Source organism: Actinomadura vinacea (assembly GCF_039532545.1).
Taxonomy (GTDB): domain Bacteria; phylum Actinomycetota; class Actinomycetes; order Streptosporangiales; family Streptosporangiaceae; genus Spirillospora; species Spirillospora vinacea.
In genome coordinates this window covers 55,708-75,105 of record NZ_BAAARW010000050.1, presented here as the reverse complement: position 1 = coordinate 75,105, position 19,398 = coordinate 55,708, and the positions used below count along the sequence as shown (strand labels likewise).

The window sequence follows — 19,398 nt, the reverse complement described above, 5'->3', positions numbered from 1 at the left end:
CACGCCCCGGCCGGTGCGCAGAACTGCGCGCGCTACCGGGTGGCGAGGCGGGCGCGGCGGCGGGTCTCGTCGGGACGGCCGTCGAGGGCGGCGACCGACTCCGGCGGCAGGTAGGCGGGCTCGCCGGCGGCCAGCACCCCGGACATGACGCGGGCCAGCTTGACCGCCATCTCGGTGATCGCGTCGACCTCGGCGGTGGAGCTTCCGAGCGCGAAGATGCCGTGGTTGGCCAGGTAGATCAGCCGCGGCGGCGTCCCGTGCCGTTCCAGGTGGCCGCGCAGCCCGCGGTCCACCTCGCGGGCGATGTCCAGGCCCGGGTCGGCGTACGGGACGAGCAGCGCGTGCCGCCCGAGCACCACCACCTGGTCGGGGAACAGCGCGCCCTCGACCAGCAGATGGGCGCGGTCCGAGCAGAGCAGGGCGTTGGCGGCGACGGGGTGGGTGTGGCCGACCACGCTCGCCCCGGCGTGCTCGATGCACAGCGCGTGCAGCAGCGCCTCGATGGACGGGCGGCCCTCCCCGGCGGTGCGCGCGGCGAGCATGGCCTCGGGGAGGTCGTCGGCGGCCTCGTCCTGGTCGAGGAGGCCGAGCAGCCCGGCGGTGTCGACCTCGACGAAGTCGGCCGCGGCGGCCCGCGCCATCCGGGAGCCGCTGGCCTTGACCAGCATGCGCCCCCGTCCGGTGCGGATGGAGGTGTTGCCCTCGGCGAGGACCACCAGGTCCCGGTCGGGACGGCCGAGGTCGCGGGTGAGCGCGATGAGGTCTTCCAGGGGGTCTTCGGTCACGGTGGTCCTCCGGCGTTTCCGCAGACCCGGGGCAGTGCTCGGCGGGCGGCCGACCACCAGACCTCGGCGTCCTGTTCCGCCGCCGTTCCGGCGAGCCGCGTCGGGTAGCGGACGGTGTGCTCGGCGACCACGCGGGCCCGCTCGTCCAGCGCGACGGCCTTGAGCCCCGTGGTGCCGATGTCCACCCCGACCGTGACGGCGTTCATGTCCGCCCGCCCGCGCGGCGCTGCGCGACGGCGTTCAGCAGCGTGGACAGCACCAGCAGCAGGCCGAGCGCGAGCAGCTGGTACTGGCCGCCCTCCGAGCCCTCGAAGTAGAGCAGGATGCCGGCGTTCAGCCACACCACCAGCAGCGCGGCCACGATCACTCCGCCGACCCGTCCGACGCCGCCGGTGATGGCGACCCCGCCGAGCACCGCGATGGTGATCGCGGGTAGCGCCATGCCGTTGCCGACCGTCCCTGCGTCCGGCCGTGCCGAGGCGAACTGCGCGACGGTCACCACCGCCGCCACCCCCGACAGCAGCCCGGCCAGCGTGTACGCGCGGAACCGCACGCCGGACACCGGCAGCCCGGCGAAGCGTGCGGCGGTCTCGTTGGTGCCGACCGCGTAGAGCCTGCGCCCGTACGTGGAGCGGTGCACCAGCAGCCAGACCAGCACCGCGCACGGCAGCATGAAGGTGAAGACGTGCTTGGGCACGGCGGGCAGCGCCCCTGGCAGCTCCATGTAGGCGGTGAGGTCGTGCAGTTCCTGCACCGGCTTGTTGGAGATCGGGGCGTTGCCGTTGCTCACCAGCGCGAGGGAGCTGTAGGCGTAGTACGTGGCGAGCGTGGCGATCAGCGAGGGGAAGCCGAGGACGGCGACGAGGAAGCCGTTGACCGAGCCCAGCGCCGCGCCGACCGCCAGCGCGGCCGGCACCGACGGCCACAGCGGCCAGCCCCACTCCCCCACCATGAACCCGAAGGCCATCCCGGTCAGGCTCACGATCGCGCCCACCGACAGGTCGATGCCGCCCCGCCCGGACACGATGATCAGCAGCTCGGCCAGGGCGAGCAGGCACAGCGGGACGAACGACTCCAGCGCCGCCGCCAAGTACTCGGCGTCGTACGGCCCGACCAGGTAGCCGCCCTGGTCGAGCACCTTCATCCAGCCGACCAGCAGCACCAGCAGCACGGCGAGCAGCGCCACCCGGTCGTGCAGCAGCAGCCGCCCGGCCGCGCGCGGGCGCACCTTCTCCAGGCGCACCTCGTCCAGGACGCTCACAGGGCCCGCCTCCTCCGCTCGCGCAGCAGATCGGCGCCGACCGCGATCAGGATGAAGACGCCGATGAACAGCGAGGTCAGCTCGGTCGGCCAGCGCAGCAGGGTGACCGCGCTGGTGACGGTGCCGACCAGCAGAGCGCCCAGGACGGTGCCGAGCACGGTGCCCCGGCCGCCCAGGATGCTGGTGCCGCCGATGATGACGGCGGCGATCACCTGGAGCTCCAGGCCGGTCCCGGCGGACTGCGCGACCAGCCCGCCGCCGCCGATCGCGCAGCAGGCGGCCAGCCCGACCAGGGCCCCGGTCGCGGTGTAGACGGTGGTCAGCCGGCGCGGGACGGCCACGCCCGCCAGCCGGGCCGCGGCCGCGTCGCCGCCGATCGCGTACAGGTGCCGGCCGGTGGGCGCGTGCCGCATGTACGCCCACACCAGCACGGCCAGCACGATCGCCAGCAGCCAGGAGTGCGGCAGCCCGAGGGTGCGGCCCTCCGCCCCGCCGCCCAGGAACGCCAGGGTGTCCGGGACGCCCGCGACCTCCTTCCCGTCGAAGATCCGCAGCGCCGCGAACCGGTAGAGGTTGAGGGTGCCGAAGGTGATGATGATCGGGTGGACGCGGCCGTAGGCCACCAGCAGCCCGTTCAGCAGGCCGAGCAGCCCGCCGGCGACCAGCGCCAGGCCGACCGCCGGGGCGAACGCCAGCCCGCCGTCCCGCACCTGCTGCGCCACGACCACCATGACCACGGCCATCGCGCTGCCGACCGAGACGTCGATCCCGGCGGTGACGATGACGGCCGTCATACCGATCCCGATCAGCGTGACCGGCGCCGTGCTCACCAGGATGTTCTGCAGGTTGGAGGCGGTGAAGAAGGTGTCGACGGCGCCGCCCAGGACCGCCCAGAGCAGCGCGATCGCGCCGATCAGCACCAGTTCCCGGCCCTCGGCCGCGCCGCGCGCCGCGCGCGGGAGCCGCACTGCCGCCGGAACGCCCGTCACGGTTCCACCTCCCGCGCGACCGCGGCGCGGGCGGCGTCCAGCTCCGCCGCGGCGCCGGTGGTGTCGCCGGCCGCGGCCGCCAGCAGATCGGCCTGGGAGGCGCCCCGCCCGAATTCGGTGACGATCGCGCCGCCGCGCACCACCAGCGTCCGGTCGGCGATCCGGACGACCTCGGCCAGGTCGGTGGAGACCACCAGGACCGCGCTGCCCTCGGCGGCGAAGCCCAGCACCAGCTCGTGGATCTCCTCCTTGGCGCCGACGTCCACGCCCTGCGTCGGCTCCTCCAGCAGCAGTACGCGGGGCCGCCGGACGAGCTGGCGGGCCAGGACGACCTTCTGCTGATTGCCGCCCGACAGCGTGCCGACCGGCGCACCCGGGCCCGGCGCCTTGATCGCGATCCGGTCGATGAAGTCGCGGGCGACGGCGCGCTCGCGGGCCCGGTCCATCCAGATCCGCGCCCGGCTGAGCGCGGGCAGGTGGCCGGCCGAGATGTTGAACCCGATGCTCTTGGACGCGAACACGCCCTGCTCCTTGCGGTTGCCGGGGAGCATCGCGATGCCCGCGCGCACCGCGTCCGGTGGCCGTCTCAGCTCGACCGGCCCGCCGCCGACCCGGACGGTGCCCGAACCGGGCGGGTCGATCCCGTACAGGGCGCGCGCGATGGCGCCGGTGCCCGAGCCGACCAGGCCGTAGAGCGCGACGACCTCGCCCGCCCGCACCGTGAACGACACGTCGCTGAACGCGCCGCGCCGGGTCAGCCCGCCGACCTCCAGGACGGGCGGCCCCGCCGGCGCGGTCCGGGCCGCGGCGGCGCCGGACGGGGCGTGCCCGACCATCAGCTCGACGATCTCCCGGATGGCCAGCTCCGCGATCGGCCGGGTGGCGACCCGCTCGCCGTCGCGCAGCACCGTCACCCGGTCGGCGATGACGGCCAGCTCGTCCAGCCGGTGGCTGATGTAGACGATCCCGACGCCGTGCCCGCGCACCGTCCGGACGGCGCCGAACAGCGCCTCGATCTCGCGGTCGGTGAGGATCGCCGACGGCTCGTCCAGGATCAGCACCCGGGCCCGGTGCGCGAACGCCTTGGCGATCGACACCAGCTGCCGCTCGGCCACCGGCAGGTCGGCGACCCGGCGGTCGGCCAGCGCGGGGTCCAGGCCGAGCCGGTCCAGCAGCTCGGCGGCGCGGGCCCGCTGCGCCGCCCGGTCGACCAGGCCGAGCCCGGCCCGGCCCGGGCGGCGCAGCTCCCGGCCGAGGAAGATGTTCTCGGCGACCGGCAGCTCGCGGAACAGCTGCGGCTCCTGGTAGACGGTGGCGACGCCGGCGTCCAGCGCGGCCGCGGTGTCGCCGGGCGGCAGCCGCCGCCCGGCCAGCTCGACCGTGCCGGAATCGGCGGCCTCCGCACCCGAGATGATCTTGATGAGGGTGGACTTGCCCGCCCCGTTCTCGCCGACCAGCGCGTGCACCTCGCCCGCCCGCACCTCGAAGTCGACGCCGGATTCGGCCCCGCCGAGCGCCAGCACGCCGCCGTAGCGCCGCCGCACCCCGGTCAGGCGCAGCAGCGGCTCCGTTTCGTTCCCCATCGGCTAGTAGGGGTAGTCGCCGGCGTTGTCCTTGGTGAGCCGCAACGGCTCGCCGAGGAGCAGCGTCTTCTGGTCGGCCAGGTACTTCACCGCGGGCAGCTTGTCGTTGACCTTGTTGGTGGCGTGCAGCTTGGCGCCCTTCTCCAGCTGCACCCCGCCCCAGACGGTCAGGTAGCCGAGCTGCTCGACGTCCCACAGCAGGCCGGCGCTGGACGACCCGTCGTCCAGGTACGGCTTCATCGACTTCGGCGTGCCCACGCCAACGGTGAACACCTTGCCGGTCTTGCCGGCCTCACGGACCGCCTTGGCGACCCCGGGCGCGGAGGTGGTGCACTCCCCGACCAGGCCGGTCAGGTCGGGATGGGCGTTCATCAGGTCCTTGGCCATGGACACCGCCTTGGCCTCGTCCTCGCCCGCGTACACGGTGTCGACGATCTGCGCGCGCGGGTACTTCTCCTTGGTGTACCGCTTCTGCACCTCGATCCAGGAGTTGAGGTTGGCGGCGGTCTGCCCGCACGACACGATCGCGTACTTGCCCTTGCCGCCCATCGGCTCCAGCAGCGCGTCGGTGATCGCCTTGCCGAGGCCGTCCGCGGTCACCTGGTTGACGAACAGCTCCCGGACCGAGTCGGGCGCGTCGGTGTCGGAGGTCATCACGCTGATCCCGCGGTTCCTGGCGTCCCGCAGGATCGGCGCCATCGAGTCGGGGTCGTTGGGCGCGACCACGAGCACGTCCACCCGCTGCTGGATCAGCGACTTGACGATCTCGGTCTGGGCGCCCGGGTCGGCGGTGGTCGGCCCCTTGTAGATCCACTGCACGCCGAGGTCGGCGGCGGCCTTGCGGCCCCCGGTGTTCATCGCCTCGAAGTACGGGATGCCCTGGATCTTCGGCACGAACGCGACCTTGGTCCCGCCGGACCCGCCGCCCGAGCCGCCGGTCTCCTTCTTGCTGCAACCGGTCAGGGCCAGGCCCGCGGACAGCCCCAGCGCGACGCCCGCCGTGATCGTCCTGTTCAGCCGCATCGGCCGCCTCCTTCTGTGGTCCTCCTCGGCCCGCGCGCGGGCCGCCGTTCGGTCTCCCCTATGTCCCCGTTCCCGTTCCGGCGGCCGCGGCCCAGCGTTCCCGGGCGGCCGCCACGCGATCGAGATAGCCGGCGTAGCCGTCGGCGTAGAAGGCGGCCCGCTCCGGATCCGGCTCGCGCCGGGCGGACGCGGCCGTCCACGCCGGCACGTCGAGCGGCGTGCCAAACCGCTCCGCGGCGGCCAGGACCGCGCCGCGCGCCCCGGCCTCCCCGGACACGATCCGGATCGGACGGCCGAGCACGTCGGTGAACAGCTGGAGCCACGCCTCGCTGCGCGTCCCGCCGCCGCACACCGCCAGCTCGCCGGTGAGGCCCGCGGCGTCGAGGCAGTGCCGCGCCGCGTACGCGATCCCCTCGCAGGTGGCCCGCACCAGATCGGCCGGTGTCGTCTCCAGGCTCACGCCGGTGAACTCCGCGCGGGCCTTCATCTCCACGAACGGCGCCCGCTCGCCCGACGGCGCGAAGTACGGCAGCACCCCGACCCCGTGTGCGCCCGGCGGCGACTCGCCGAGCAGCCCGGAGACCGCCTCGTGCCGCAGCCCCGCCGTCCGCAGCGTCCAGTCGAGCGCGGCCGTCCCGACCATCGCGGGCATCGCGCGCAGCCACCGCCCCGGCCGGGTCATGGCCAGATGGAACCCGGCGGGCTCGGCGTCGAGGTCGAGCCGGTTCACCACGACCTGGCAGGCCAGCGTGGTCCCGATGATCAGCAGTCCGTCGCCCGGCGCGGTGACCCCGGCGCCGAGCGCGCAGGCCGGCAGGTCGAACGGGCCGTCCGCCACCGGCGTCCCGGCCGGCAGGCCGGTCCCGCCGGGCCGGGCCTCGCCCGCCGGCAGCGGGTCCTCGACCGGGGCGAGCAGCCCCGCCCGGTGCGCCAACCCGCACGCCTCGATCGCGCCCTCGTGGTACGAGCGCGACCGCGGGTCCAGGAACGGCATCGAGGCGTCCGAGACGTCGGTGGCCCGGATCCCGGTGAACCGCTGGAAGATCACGTCCTTGCAGTACGCGGCGGTCGCGGCGGCGTCCAGCGCCGCCGGCTCGTGCCGGTCCAGCCAGGCCAGCACCGGTCCGGGGCAGCCGGGGAACATCGCCGAGCCGGTGGCCCGCCACACCTCGCCGGCCACGCCGCCGGCCATCCAGCCGGCGAGCAGGCCGGTGGCGCGCCCGTCCATCCAGGAGATCGCGGGCCGGACGGGGCGGGCGGCGGCGTCCACCAGCCACAGCCCGTCGCCCTGCCCGGTCAGCCCGGCCAGCTCGGGCGGCGCGGGCAGCCCCGCGACCAGCTTGCGCACGACCTGCTCGACGGCGCCGTACACCTGCTCGGTGTCCTGCTCGACGCGGCCGCCGCGCATGTCGAGCCCGACCGGGACGGACTCGACCGCGACGATCCCGCCGTCCGCGCCGAACGCGGCGGCCTTGACCACGGACGTGCCCGCATCGATCCCGACGAACATCGCGGCCTCCTCTGGCCTCTGACCTGTCTCGAAGTGGTCCCAGGTACCGCGCGAGCGCGCTACCTGGCCGGTGGGGCGACGCCGGAGGCGAGCAACACCGGCCAGATCGCGAAGCGATGTCGCGCTCGCACCAAGCACGGTCAGGGTGTGAGCCGCCAGGCGAGCACCCTGGGCCGGGATTGCGATAAACACAGCCCGCCAGGCGAGCACCCTGGGCCGGGATTGCAATAAACACAGCAGCCGATCATGGATTGAGGCAGTGTGCCAAGGGTTCGCCGCGGTGGAATCTCCCTACCTCGGCGGCCACGATCCGGGCGGCCTTCTCGGCGACGGCCCGGCTGGCCCCGCCCAGGTGCGGGGTCATGACCAGGTTGGGCGCGGTGAAGACCGGCGAGCCGGGCGGCGGCGGCTCCTCGGCGAAGGTGTCCAGGCCCGCGCCCATCAGATGCCCGGACGCCAGGGCGGCGCACAGCGCGTCGTAGTCCAGGAGCGGGCCGCGGGCGACGTTGATCAGGACGGACCCGGCCGGCATCAGGGCGATCTCGCGGGCGCCGATCAGCCCGCGCGTCTCGGGCGTGACCCGGGCGTGCAGCGACACGATCCGGGAGCGGCGCAGCAGCTCCTCCAGCGAGCCGACCGGTTCGCCGGGAACGTCCCCCTTCGCGTACGGATCGAAGATCAGCACCTCGGCGCCGAAGGCGGCCAGGATGCGGGCGACCCGTCCGCCGACCGCGCCCGCGCCGACCAGGCCGACCGTGGTGCCCTCGATCTCCAGCCCGCAGTTCTCGTAGGAGTAGTAGTCCCCGCCCCACTCGCCGCGCAGTGCCAGCGCCGCGTGCGTCTCGGGGATCCGGCGCAGCGTGGCCAGCAGGATCCCGACGGTGAACTCGGCGGTCGCGGTGGCGTTGCGGCCCGGCGCGTAGCAGACCCGCACCCCGCGCTCGGTGGCGGCCTCCACGTTCACGTTGACCGGGCCGCCCCGGCTCACCACGACCAGCCGCAGGTCGGGGGCGTTCTCCAGCACCTTGCGGGTGAACGGGGCCATCTGGGTCACCGCCACCTCGATCCCGCCGACCGCGTCGATCATGGTGTCCTCGGTGCCGGACGCCTCGTCCACCTCGGCGACCCGTCCGAACGGCTCCACCGGCCAGGGCAGGGTCAGCTCGCGGATGGCGGACCCGGTCCCGACCTCCGCGCGCAGCGCGCCGACCAGCAGGTCGGTGCGGACGAAATGATCTCCGGCGGCGAGCAGCGTCATCTGTTCTCCATCCCTGGTAGTGCCCGTTGGGTGTCGGCGTCGAACAGGTGGCAGCGGTCCCGGTCGAACCGCAGGTGGACGGTCTGGTCGCGGTCCAACCGGAGGTCAGGGTCGGTCTGCACGGTCAAGGGCTCGGCCACGCCGTCCAAGCGCACGGTGGCCAGGCCCATCTCCAGGAGCGGCTCGTACACCACGACCGTGCCGCGCATGTCGGCGTCGTCCTCCCCGACCGGCCGGACGTCCTCGGGCCGCACGCCGAGCACCACCGATCGCCCCGGCTCCAGGGGCGGCCGCGACAGGGCGACGGTCACCGCATCGGACAGGCGCACGCCGCCGGGAGTGACCGTCCCGGGCAGCAGGTTGATCGCGGGCTCGCCGACGAAATCGGCGACGAACAGGGTGGCGGGGGCGTCGTAGATCTCGTCCGGGGTGCCGATCTGCAGGATCTCGCCGTCCTTCATGACCGCGATCCGGTCGGCCAGCGACAGCGCCTCCTCCTGGTCGTGGGTGACCAGGATCGTGGTGTGGCCGAGGTCGCGCTGGAGCCGCTTGAGCTCGCGGCGGGTGGTGTCGCGCTGGGCGGCGTCCAGGTGCGAGAGGGGCTCGTCGAGCAGCAGCACGTCCGGCTCGCGGACCAGGGCGCGGGCGAGCGCGACCCGCTGCTTCTGGCCGCTGGACAGGCCGCCCGGCTTGGCGTCCAGCAGGTCGGTGAGCTCGATCCGCGCGGCCATCTCGCGGACCCGCGCGGCGATCTCCGCGCGCCCGCCGCGCCCCCGCGCCGCCAGCCCGAACGCCAGGTTCTCCGCGACGGTCAGCGGCGGGTAGAGCGCGTAGTTCTCGAACGCGACGCCGATGTTGCGGCGCTGCGGCGGCAGCGCGGCCACCGAGGAGCCGCCGACCACGATGTCGCCGCCGGTCACCTCCTCCAGCCCGGCGATCATCCGCAGCGTGGTGCTCTTGCCGCAGCCGGACGGCCCGAGCAGCCCCAGCAGCTCGCCGGAGGGGATCTCCACGTCGATCCCGCGGACCGCCTCGACGTCCGGGCGGCCCTTGCGGCTGTAGGTCTTGCGCAGCGCGCGCAGCGCCAGGTCGCTCATGAGGGCCCCGCCTCGTAGTCGGTGATGACGGCGATCTTGCGGGCGCTGGCGGACGCCGGGTCGAAGCGGTAGCCGAGCCAGTCGGCCACGATCCGGCGCGCCACCTCCGCGCCGATCACCCACGCCCCCAGGGCCAGGACCTGGCAGTCGTTGGACAGCACGGACCGCTCCACCGAGTACGGGTCGTAGGCGACGGTCGCCCGCACGCCCGGCACCTTGTTGGCGGTGATGGCCATGCCGATACCGGTGCCGCAGACCAGGACGGCGCGGTCCAGGTCGCCGGCGGCGACCGCCTCGGCCACCCGCAGGCCGACGTTCGGGTACGGGTCGTGGTCGGTGCCCTCCCGGACACCGAAGTCGCGGACCTCGGCCACCCGCCCGTCGGCTTCGAGCAGCTCGCGCAGCCGCTCCTTGAGCGCGAAGCCGTACTCGTCGGCGCCCACCCCGATGATCATGCGGCCGGTCACGTCCTTCCTCCGTTCAGGGTCTCCGCCAGCACGTCCGCGGCCTCCTCCAGGCACCAGGTGAGGGAGACCGCGCCCGGGTCGGGGGTGCCGCGCCCGCGCTCGCCGAGCGCCGCGGCCCGCCCCCGGCGGGTGACCAGCGCGGCCGTGGCGGCGGCGCCGTCGGCGGCGGCGGGCAGCGCGGCGGTCCAGGCGGCGGGCAGGCCGTCGCCCGCCGCGAGCCGTTCCTCCAGGACGTCGAGAAAGGGGACGAGCGCGTCCAGCAGCGTCTTGTCGCCGGGGGCGGACCTGCCGAGCCGCATCATCTCGACGGCCCCCGAGCGCAGCCCCGCCGCCACGGCCCCGGACCCGGTGCCGCCGGTGAGGGCCGTCCCGAGCCGGTCGAGCAGGACGCCCCAGAGCGCGCCGGACGCGCCGCCCGCCCGGTCGGCGAACGCGGCCCCGGCGGCCACGAGGACCGGACCGGCCTCCTCGCCGCCGCGCGCCGCGGCGTCGGCCGCGGCCTTCAGCCCCCGGCACATCCCGGCGCCGTGATCACCGTCCCCGGCGACGGCGTCGAGCCCGGCCAGCTCGGTCTCGCCGGCGGTCACGCGGTCGCGCATGCGGTCCAGCACGTCGCGGACCAGCCGGGTGGACGCGGGCGCGGCGCCGGCGCCCGGCCGCGCGTCGCCGTCCGGGACGGGCGCCGGCGCGGGAGGTGCGGCGACGGTGGACGCGGCGGCCGTGCGGCGGAACGCGGGGGTGTCGGCCGGGGCGTCCCACAGTTCGGCCAGTTCCTCGTCCAGCCAGCCGAGGGTGAGGGAGCAGCCCGCCATGTCCAGGGAGGTCACCAGCTCGCCGACCTCCGGGCCCCGGACCCGAAGTCCCTCGGCGGCCAGCAGCCGCGCCACGTCCGCGTACAGGACGAACAGCTCCTCGTACTTGGTGCCGCCGAGCCCGTTGAGGATCAGCGCCACCTCGTCCCCCGCCCCCGCGGGACGCTCCGCCAGCAGCGGCCCGACCAGCGCGTACGCCAGCTCGCTCGCGGTGAGCCGATCGACTGTGCGGACCCCGGGCTCGCCGTGGATGCCCAGGCCGATCTCCATCCGGGCGGGGTCGACGGTGAACAGCGGCTCGTCCCGGCCCGGGAACGTGCAGCCGGCGAAAGCGACGCCCAGCGTGCGGGTGCGGTCGTTGGCCTTGCCCGCGACGCGCTCCGCCTCGTCCAGGGAATCGCCCCGCTCGGCCGCCGCGCCCGCCGCCTTGAACACCAGGAAGTCCCCGGCGATGCCGCGCCGGTCGGCGGCCCGCTCCGGCGGCGCGGACGCGATGTCGTCTGTGACCAGCACGGTCCGCACGTCGGCGCCCTCGGAACGCGCGCGCAGCTCGGCCAGCCCGAAGTGCATCACGTCCCCGCCGTAGTTGCCGTAGGAGAACAGCACGCCCGCGCCCGAGTCGACCGCCCGCACCGTCCGGTACGCCTGCTCGGCGGACGGCGAGGTGAAGATGTCGCCGATGACGGCGGCGGTGGCCAGCCCGTCGCCGACGACACCGGCGAACGCCGGGTAGTGCCCCGACCCGCCACCGATGATCAGCGACACCCGGCCGGGACGCGGGCCGCCGCGGCGCATCACCGCGGACGCGCCCGGGACCCGCTCCACGTACCGGCCGTAGGCGGCCGCCAGCCCGGAGACGAACTCCTCCTTGAAGTCGGCGGGGGCGTTGAACACGTGCGTCATGAGGGGGTCTCCTCCCGTGCGGCCCCGCCGTCCTGCCGGATGCCGTGCTCGATGAGGGCCAGGATCCGCGCGAGCGCGTCACCGCCGCCGACCACGACCTGGGCGGCCAGCGCCAGCGCGTCGGGCGCGGGCGGGTAGACGGGGTTCGGGACGGCGATCACCGTGAGGCCGGCGGCGTGCGCGGCGCGGATGCCGTTCCCGGAGTCCTCGACCGCGACGCCCTCGCCCGGCCCGACGCCCAGCCGGCGGGCGGCCTCGGCGTACACGTCGGGGGCGGGCTTGCCGCGCGGCACCTCCTCGCTGGACACGGTGGCGGTGAAGTGGGATTCCAGCTCGAACGCGGGCAGGACCGCGTCGATGAGGCGGCGCGCGGCCGAGGACGCCAGCCCGATCGGGACCCGCGCCGCGACCGTGGCGACCAGCTCGTACGCCCCGTCCAGCAGCCGGATGTCGCCGCGCTCCAGGGCACCGATCATGTAGCCGACGCACTCGTCCCGGACCTTGTCCGCGCTGCCGGGATCGCCGAGCAGGCCGGCGATGTGCCGGGCCCATTCGGGCGCGCTCATGCCCTGGACCGCGGCGGTGTCGGCCGCGGTCCACGCGTGCCCGTGGCGGCGGGTGTAGTCGTCCCAGCTCTCCTCCCACAGGTGCTCGCTCTCCACGAGCACGCCGTCGAGGTCGAACACGACACCGCGCACCGGCGCGGTCGCGGGGACGGGCGGCGGGGCGGGGGGACGGTCGGATGCGGTCACGCTGATGCCACCTCGTAGTTCACCTTGTGCTCGTCCAGGTCGCGGAGGGAGTCGGCGGAGGCGCCCGAGTCGACGATGACGCGCTCGAACGCGCTGAGCGGGGCGAGCCGGTGCAGCGCGGCCCGGCCCAGCTTGGTGTTGTCGAGCAGCAGCACGTTGCGCGCGGCGGCGGCGATCATCGCCCGCTTGACCGAGACGATGTGCTGCTCCTGGTGGTAGGCGTAGCCGCCGGAGACCGCCGAGGTGGACACGAAGCACAGGTCCACGCTCAGCGACTCGACCGCCTCGACGCACGCCACGCCCAGGAACGAGTCGTGCAGCGGGTCGTGGTCGCCGCCCACCGCCATCAGCCGGATCCCGGGCGCCCCGGCCAGCAGGTTGAGGCCCTCCAGGAAGTTGGTGACGACGGTCAGCGGCGTGATCCCCGGCAACCGGCGGGCCAGGGCCAGCACGGTGGTGGAGTCGTCCAGCATCACCGCCATGCCCGGCTCGATCAGGGCCAGGGCCCGGTCGGCGACGGCGTTCTTCTCGGCGAGCATCGACTTGCGCCGGTAGGCGACGTTGCTCTCGAAGACGCCGGACGGCTGCGCGGTGACGCCGCCGCGGAACTTGCGGACGACGCCGCGCCGCTCCAGCTCGTCCAGGTCCCGGTGGATGGTCATCAGGCTGACCTTGTAGCGTTCGGCCAGCTCGGCGGCCGTCACCGAGCCCGCCGACAGCACGAACTCGGAGATCGCGTCCTGCCGGCCCGCCGGACCACCGGCGGCGCCCCCGCTGGACGCGGCCCCCGTAGTGCCGCCGGTGGCCCGGGTCATGGGGCGAGCCTCCGGCCGCCTTCGGACGGGTCGAACAGCAGCACCCGACCGGCCGGGACGCCCAGCCGCACCGGGCTCTCGGGGGCCAGCCCGGACGCGTCCTCGCGCGGGACGACCAGCGACAGCCGCTGGTCGCCGGCCGTGACCGTGACCTCGCTCTGCCGCCCGAGCACCTCGGTCACGTACACCCGGGCCCCGACCTCGGCCGTGCCGTCCGGCGGGGCCTCGTCGCCGCGGAGCAGCAGCAGGTCGCGGGGGCGGACGCCGAGCGTCACCGCGCGGCCGGGCGCCAGGCCCGCGTCCACCGGCAGGTCGATCGCGCCGTCCGCGGCGCGCAGCCGCCCGCCCGCGGCGATCTCGCCGGGGACCAGGTTGATGCGGGGCTTGCCGAACGCGTTCGCGACGAAGGTGTCGGCCGGCTCGTTCCAGATCTGTTCGCGGGTGCCGACCTGCACGATCCGGCCGTCCCGGATCACGCCGATCCGGTCGCCGAGCCCGAGCGCCTCCACGTAGTCGTGCGTGACGTACAGGGTGGTGGTGCGTTCCACCGCGCCGATGGTCTTCAGCTCGGCGCGCATCGCCTGGCGCAGCTTGGCGTCCAGGTGCGACAGCGGCTCGTCCAGCAGGAACGCGGCGGCCGGACGCACCAGCACCCGGCCCAGCGCGACCCGCTGCCGCTGCCCGTTGGACAGCTCGCCCACGTTGCGGTCCAGGAGGTGGGAGATGCCCAGCAGCTCGGCGAACCGCCCGATCCGCTCGCGCGCCTCGGCGGCCGGCAGCCTGTGCCGGGGCGAGCGCAGCGGCGAGGCCATGTTGTCGTAGGCGGTGTAGTGCGGGTACAGGGCGTAGCTCTCGAAGCACATCGCCACGCCCCGGTCGTACGGTTCGACGCCGTCCATGTCGACGCCGCCGATCTCGACCCTGCCCTCGTCCGGCGGCTCCAGTCCCGCGATCGCCTTCAGCGTGGTCGTCTTGCCGGCGCCGGACGGCCCGAGCAGGCAGAAGAACTCGCCGTCGGCGATGTCCAGGTCGATCCCGTCCAGCGCCCTGACCTTGCCGAACGACTTGCGCAGCCCCTTGAGGGACAACGGTGCCATCAGCTCTTCACCGCCCCGAACGACAGGCCGCGGACCAGGTACCGCTGGATGGTCAGCGCCAGCAGCAGCGGCGGGACCACCGAGACCAGCGCGGCGGCCGCGGTCAGGTTGTACTTCGGCCGGTCCCCGCCCAGGAACGACAGCGCGCCCACCGTCACCGTCTGCGCCTCCGAGGAGGTCAGGATCAGCGGGAACACGAAGTTGTTCCAGGCGAAGATGAACGCCAGCAGCCCCACCGCCGCGATTCCCGGCTTGACCAGCGGCAGCGCGATCCTGAGGAACGCCTGGCGGCGGTTGTAGCCGTCCAGCAGCGCGGCCTGCTCCAGTTCCGGCGACAGGTCGGAGAAGTAGGACCGCATGATCCACACGATCAGCGGCAGCGTCACCAGCTGCAGCACCCAGATCATGCCGACATAGGTGTCGAACAGCCCGAGCTGCTGGTACAGCACGAACAGCGGGATGATCACGGTCAGCTCCGGCGCGAACCGGAAGGACAGCAGCGTGAACATCAGGTTCTCCGAGCCGCGGAACCGCCAGCGCGCCGCCGCGTACGCCGCCGGCAGCCCGATCAGCAGCGACAGCGCCACCGCGCCCACCGACACCACCAGGCTGTTGACGAAGAACCGGACGAACGGCACGCCCTCGTCCCCGGCGGCGCCCAGCACGGTCCGGTAGGTCTCCAGCGTGGGCGAGAACGAGAAGTAGGTGTTGAACAGCTGGTCGGCCGGCTTCAGGGACAGGATCGCCATCCACGCGACCGGGAACAGCGCGAACATGAAGTAGGCGACCAGCGCCGCGTTCGCCGCGACGGACGTGAGCCGGTTCCGTCTGTTCATGACGCCTCCGCCGCACGTCGCTGGGCTCGGGTCAGGTAGCGCACCAGCACCATCGAGGCCAGGTAGACCACCGCCCAGAGGATGATCATGTAGCTGATGCCGAGCGAGTACCGCTGGAACCGGATCGCCTCCAGGTAGGCGCGGATCTGCAGCACCACGGTCGAGTCGCCGGGGCCGCCCTCGGTGAGCGCGTAGATGATGTCGAACACCTTGAGCGAGTCCATGAACCGGAAGATCACCGCGACCAGGACGTACGGCCACAGCATCGGCAGCGTCAGCCTGCGGAAGGTGAACCACCAGCCGGCGCCGTCCACCGCGGCGGCCTCGAACGGCGAGCGGGGCAGCGAGCGCAGCCCGGCCAGCGCCAGGATGGCCACGAACGGGGTGTAGACCCAGACGTCCACCATGATCGAGGACAGCAGCGCCCCGGTTGGCGTGTCGGTCCACTGCACCCCGCCGAGCCCGACCGGCCGCAGCAGGTAGTTGACGACGCCGACGCTGGGCTGCAGCATCAGCTTCCACATGATCGCGGCGATCACCGGCGCGATCATCAGCGGCAGGATCAGCACCTTCTCCAGCACCCGGCCGAGCCGGCTGCTGCGGTTGAGCAGCAGTGCCACCCCGACGCCCAGCACCGTCTCCACCGCCGTGGCGCCGATCGCGTACAGCGAGGTGACCAGCGCGGACCGCCAGAACGCGTCCTGCCGGACGATGGTGAGGTAGTTCTCCAGCCCGACCAGGTCGGGCTGCGGCTTGGTGGCCGAGAAGTCGAACAGCGTGTAGTACAGCCCGAGGCCGAACGGGTAGAGGATGCCGCCGGTCAGCAGCAGCGCCGGCACGATCAGCAGGTACGGCCGCAGCGAGCGCCGCCATCGCGGGACGCGCAGCGGCGCGCCCGGCGTGCCGGTGCCGCCGGTCTTGCCGGTGCCGCCGGTGCCGGTCGGGGCGCCGGCGTCGGTTTCGGTGGGTGCCGTCATGAGCCCGTCCCTCGCCCCCGTCAGCCCGCGACCTTGGGGGTCAGGTCCTTGGCCAGGCCGTCCAGCACGCCCTTGGCGTCCTTGCCGCCGTAGACCTCCTGGAGCGCGGCCGCCCAGCTGGTGGTGGCGTCGAAGAACTGCGTCTGCGGGGTGAACTGGATCTTGGTCTGGTCGACCACGGTCTCGAAGGTCTCCAGGAACCCCGGGATGGCCTTCATCTTGTCCTTGTAGGCGGCGTCCTGGCTGATGGACTTGCGCACCGGGTCGATGTGGTTGCCCTCGATGGCGGCCTTGCGCAGGTGCTCCTTGCCGGTGGCCCATTGCAGGAACAGCCAGGCGGCGGTCTTGTTCTTGCTCTTGGCGTTCATGCCGAGCGACCAGACCCACATGTTGGTGGCCAGCGACCCGTCCGGGCCCTTCGGCCCCGGATGGAAGGCGATCTTCCCGGATGCGGGGCTGGCGCCCTTGATGGCCTGGAAGTAGGCGGCGCTGTCGGCGTCGAACAGCATCGCGGCCTTCCTGGCGCCCAGGTCGCTGGAGCACTGGTACCAGGTGTATGACGTCCAGGACGGCGCCCCGCCGTTCTTGATCATGTCGGCCCACTTCCTGGTGAAGTCGACGGCCTTGGGGTCGTTCATGGCGGGCTTGAAGTTCCCGCCGCTCATGACGAAGTCCTTGAGGCCGTGGCGCGAGTACATGGTCATGAAGCCGGGGTGGATGGTGGCCCAGCTGCGGGAGCCGCGGACGGCGACGCCGTACATGCCGTCGAATCCGGCGCCGGGGGCCTTCTGCTTGATGGTCGCGGCCATCTCGATGAGCTCGTCGAAGGTCTCGGCGGGCTTGAGGCCGAGCTTGGCGAACACCTCTGTGTTGTAGGCGACGACGTTGGTCTCCCAGCCCCAGGGCAGCGCGTACTGGCCGCCCTGGCCGAGCGGGGTGCCGTACTTGAGGCTCCACTGGTCGGCCTGGAGGAGGTTGGGGAAGAAGTCGGCCTGGTCCCAGTCGCCGGCGGTGGCGGCGGTATTGCGCATCCAGGGACCGAGGTCCTCCAGCCAGCCGGGCGGGCCGTACTGCCACACCATGTAGGCGCCGAGCATGAACACGTCGTAGGACGCGCGGCCGCTGGACAGGTCGACGGTCAGCTTGTCGAAGTAGTTGTCCTCGGGGAAGACGTCGTACTCGACCTTGATGCCGGTCTTGTCGCTGAAGGATTTGAGGTCGGCGATGAGGGCGTCGCTGTAGGGGTGCTTGTTGAGCAGTGCCTTGATCGTCTTGCCCTGGGCGCGCTTCCAGTCGAAGGCGCCGGTGACCTCGTCGGCGGCCGAGCCGCCGCCGGAGGACGAGCCGCCGCCGAATCCGGTGCCGCAGGCGCTCAGCGCGGGCGCCGCGCCGAGGGCCGCCGCGGACGCGCCCATGATGCCCAGGAACCGACGCCGGTCCATCGTGTCCATCCGTCCTCCAGGGGTGGGAGTCTCAGGCCGGTGGAACCCTGGATGTAACACCGTCGAACGGGCTATTAACATTCAGGGTGAGTTAGTTCACAGAGCTTGTAACACGAAATCCCGCCCGTCAAGAGGGTGCCCGGCACGAGTTCGGCGGCAGGTGAACGGGAACATCGCACGTTGACCACGCCGAGACTACGCAGACCGGCCGCCTTGCTAGGGGTCACCTGGGTTGTTATAACTTCACAGGACCAGCCGATAACTTAACGGAGGACATCGTGCCCGTACCCGATGGCGACCACCCTCCCGGCCGGCTGGGCATCGACCTCGGCACGCAGAGCGTGCGCGCACTGCTGGCCGACCCGGCCGGGCGGGTGCTGGGCCGGGGCTCGGCACCGCTGCCCGGGCGCCGCCCGTCCGCCGGGCGGCACGAGCAGGACCCCGAGGACTGGTGGACGGCGGTCCGCACCGCCGTCCGGGCGGCACTCGACGGGACGGGCGGCACGCCCGTGCGCGGCGTCGCCGTCTGCAGCACCTCCGGGACCGTCCTCCTGGCCGGCCCGTCCGGCGAACCGCTCACCGCCGGGCTGATGTACGACGACGGCCGCGCCGCCGCGGAGGCCGCGGAGGCGCAGGCGGCCGGGGCCGAATTGTGGGACCGGCTCGGCGTCCGCATCCAGCCGTCATGGGCCCTGGCCAAGGCGCTGTGGCTGGTCCGGCGGCACGCGCCGCCGCCCGGCGCCCGCCTCCTGCACCAGGCCGACCTCGTCACCGGACGGCTCATCGGCGGCACCGCGGCGACCGACTCCAGCCACGCCCTCAAGACCGGCTACGACCTGCACGCCGGACGCTGGCCGGACGAGGTCTTCGACGCCCTCGGCCTGGACGGCACGCTGCTCCCCGACGTGGTCGGCCCGGGCACGGTGCTCGGCGAGGTGTGCACGGCCGCGGCCGCCGCGACCGGCATCCCCGCCGGCACCCCGGTGATCGCCGGGATGACCGACGGGTGCGCGTCCCAGCTCGGCTCCGGCGCGCTGCGCGTAGGCCGCTGGAACTCCGTCCTGGGCACGACGCTGGTGCTCAAAGGGGTCACGGCCGCCCCGGTCCGCGACCCGGCCGGGGTGATGTACAGCCACCGCTCCCCTGACGGCACCTGGCTGCCCGGCGGCGCGTCCAGCGTGGGCGCGGGCGTGCTGCCCGGCGACCGCGACCGGCTGGCCGCGCTCGACACCGCGGCCGCCGCGTTCGAGCCGTCCACCGCGGTCGCCTATCCGCTGGTGTCGCGGGGCGAGCGATTCCCCTTCCTGGCACCCGAGGCGGTGGGGTTCGTCCTCGGCGAGCCGTCCGGTGAGGCCGACCGGCACGCGGCCCTGATCCAGGGCGTGGCGCTGGTGGAACGGCTCGCGCTGTCCTACGTCCAGGCGCTGGGCGCCCCCGTCGAAGGGCCCGTGACGTTCACCGGCGGGGCGGCGCGCAGCGCGTACTGGTGCCGGCTCCGGGCGGACGTGCTCGGCCGCACGGCCCGGATCCCCGAGCACGCGGACGCCGCGCTCGGAATGGCGATCCTGGCGGCCTACGGCACCGCCGCGCCGGACCCCGGCAGCTCGCTGGCCGACATCGCCGAGTCCATGGTCCGGATCCGCGCCACCGTCGAGCCCCGGCCCGGCCGGTTCGACCGGTTCGCCGTTCCGTACCGGCGGCTGCTGGACGAGCTGGAACGGCGCGGCTGGCTGCCCGCCGAGGTGGCCGCGCACGCGCGGGCGCACGACCGATGACGAAAGGCGGCGGCAC

Annotated in this window: 18 protein-coding genes; 1 reads left to right on the top strand and 17 read right to left on the bottom strand. The window is 73.7% G+C overall.

The genetic code is table 11. The annotated features are described in order from the left end of the window. Positions 1–32: 32 nt before the first annotated feature. The 17 genes from ABD340_RS46975 to ABD340_RS46895 form a co-directional block, all read right to left on the bottom strand. Positions 33–785: a class II aldolase/adducin family protein gene (locus ABD340_RS46975; RefSeq protein ID WP_344598615.1), complete on the bottom strand. Its 753-nt coding sequence runs from the start codon at positions 783–785 to the stop codon at positions 33–35. Further along, on the bottom strand, positions 782–991 hold the full coding sequence (locus tag ABD340_RS46970) for an FGGY family carbohydrate kinase (RefSeq protein ID WP_344598613.1): 210 nt from the start codon (positions 989–991) through the stop codon (positions 782–784). Before ABD340_RS46970 ends, ABD340_RS46975 begins: the two co-directional genes overlap by 4 nt. Next, the gene (locus tag ABD340_RS46965) at positions 988–2,046 is read right to left on the bottom strand and encodes an ABC transporter permease (RefSeq protein WP_344598611.1); all 1,059 of its coding nucleotides are present in this window, start codon (positions 2,044–2,046) and stop codon (positions 988–990) included. Before ABD340_RS46965 ends, ABD340_RS46970 begins: the two co-directional genes overlap by 4 nt. After that, positions 2,043–3,035 carry an ABC transporter permease gene (locus tag ABD340_RS46960; protein ID WP_344598609.1) on the bottom strand — a complete coding sequence of 331 codons (993 nt, stop codon included), beginning with the start codon at positions 3,033–3,035 and terminating at the stop codon, positions 2,043–2,045. The genes ABD340_RS46965 and ABD340_RS46960 overlap by 4 nt, the downstream gene beginning before the upstream one ends. Beyond that, the gene (locus ABD340_RS46955; RefSeq protein ID WP_344598607.1) at positions 3,032–4,618 is read right to left on the bottom strand and encodes a sugar ABC transporter ATP-binding protein; all 1,587 of its coding nucleotides are present in this window, start codon (positions 4,616–4,618) and stop codon (positions 3,032–3,034) included. The genes ABD340_RS46960 and ABD340_RS46955 overlap by 4 nt, the downstream gene beginning before the upstream one ends. A gap of 3 nt (positions 4,619–4,621) precedes the next feature. Beyond that, positions 4,622–5,641 (bottom strand): autoinducer 2 ABC transporter substrate-binding protein, encoded by a 1,020-nt coding sequence (locus tag ABD340_RS46950; protein WP_344598605.1) that lies wholly within the window; start codon positions 5,639–5,641, stop codon positions 4,622–4,624. A 58-nt stretch (positions 5,642–5,699) separates the two neighbouring features. Next, positions 5,700–7,151, bottom strand: a complete 1,452-nt coding sequence (locus ABD340_RS46945; RefSeq protein ID WP_344598603.1) for an FGGY family carbohydrate kinase — start codon at positions 7,149–7,151, stop codon at positions 5,700–5,702. Between the two features lie 244 nt (positions 7,152–7,395). Beyond that, positions 7,396–8,409 (bottom strand): 2-hydroxyacid dehydrogenase, encoded by a 1,014-nt coding sequence (locus ABD340_RS46940; RefSeq protein WP_344598601.1) that lies wholly within the window; start codon positions 8,407–8,409, stop codon positions 7,396–7,398. Beyond that, complete coding sequence (locus ABD340_RS46935; RefSeq protein WP_344598599.1) at positions 8,406–9,506, bottom strand: ABC transporter ATP-binding protein; 1,101 nt, start codon at positions 9,504–9,506, stop codon at positions 8,406–8,408. The genes ABD340_RS46940 and ABD340_RS46935 overlap by 4 nt, the downstream gene beginning before the upstream one ends. Next, entirely contained in the window at positions 9,503–9,973 is a 471-nt protein-coding gene (locus ABD340_RS46930; RefSeq protein WP_344598597.1) for an RpiB/LacA/LacB family sugar-phosphate isomerase, read from the bottom strand. Before ABD340_RS46930 ends, ABD340_RS46935 begins: the two co-directional genes overlap by 4 nt. Beyond that, positions 9,970–11,688 carry a dihydroxyacetone kinase family protein gene (locus ABD340_RS46925; protein ID WP_344598595.1) on the bottom strand — a complete coding sequence of 573 codons (1,719 nt, stop codon included), beginning with the start codon at positions 11,686–11,688 and terminating at the stop codon, positions 9,970–9,972. Before ABD340_RS46925 ends, ABD340_RS46930 begins: the two co-directional genes overlap by 4 nt. Next, a complete protein-coding gene (locus ABD340_RS46920; protein ID WP_344598593.1) occupies positions 11,685–12,440 on the bottom strand; it encodes an HAD family hydrolase in 756 nt (251 codons plus the stop codon). Before ABD340_RS46920 ends, ABD340_RS46925 begins: the two co-directional genes overlap by 4 nt. Beyond that, positions 12,437–13,255 carry a DeoR/GlpR family DNA-binding transcription regulator gene (locus ABD340_RS46915; protein ID WP_344598592.1) on the bottom strand — a complete coding sequence of 273 codons (819 nt, stop codon included), beginning with the start codon at positions 13,253–13,255 and terminating at the stop codon, positions 12,437–12,439. Before ABD340_RS46915 ends, ABD340_RS46920 begins: the two co-directional genes overlap by 4 nt. Then, complete coding sequence (locus tag ABD340_RS46910) at positions 13,252–14,352, bottom strand: ABC transporter ATP-binding protein (protein WP_344598591.1); 1,101 nt, start codon at positions 14,350–14,352, stop codon at positions 13,252–13,254. Before ABD340_RS46910 ends, ABD340_RS46915 begins: the two co-directional genes overlap by 4 nt. Then, a complete protein-coding gene (locus tag ABD340_RS46905; protein WP_344598590.1) occupies positions 14,352–15,188 on the bottom strand; it encodes a carbohydrate ABC transporter permease in 837 nt (278 codons plus the stop codon). Before ABD340_RS46905 ends, ABD340_RS46910 begins: the two co-directional genes overlap by 1 nt. Then, a complete protein-coding gene (locus ABD340_RS46900) occupies positions 15,185–16,165 on the bottom strand; it encodes a carbohydrate ABC transporter permease (RefSeq protein ID WP_344598589.1) in 981 nt (326 codons plus the stop codon). Before ABD340_RS46900 ends, ABD340_RS46905 begins: the two co-directional genes overlap by 4 nt. 20 nt (positions 16,166–16,185) lie before the next feature. Then, the gene (locus ABD340_RS46895) at positions 16,186–17,616 is read right to left on the bottom strand and encodes an ABC transporter substrate-binding protein (protein WP_344598587.1); all 1,431 of its coding nucleotides are present in this window, start codon (positions 17,614–17,616) and stop codon (positions 16,186–16,188) included. A gap of 269 nt (positions 17,617–17,885) precedes the next feature. Between ABD340_RS46895 and ABD340_RS46890 the strand changes: the two genes are divergently transcribed. Continuing rightward, positions 17,886–19,382, top strand: coding sequence for an FGGY-family carbohydrate kinase (locus ABD340_RS46890; protein ID WP_344598585.1), 1,497 nt, complete (start codon positions 17,886–17,888; stop codon positions 19,380–19,382). Positions 19,383–19,398: the final 16 nt, after the last annotated feature.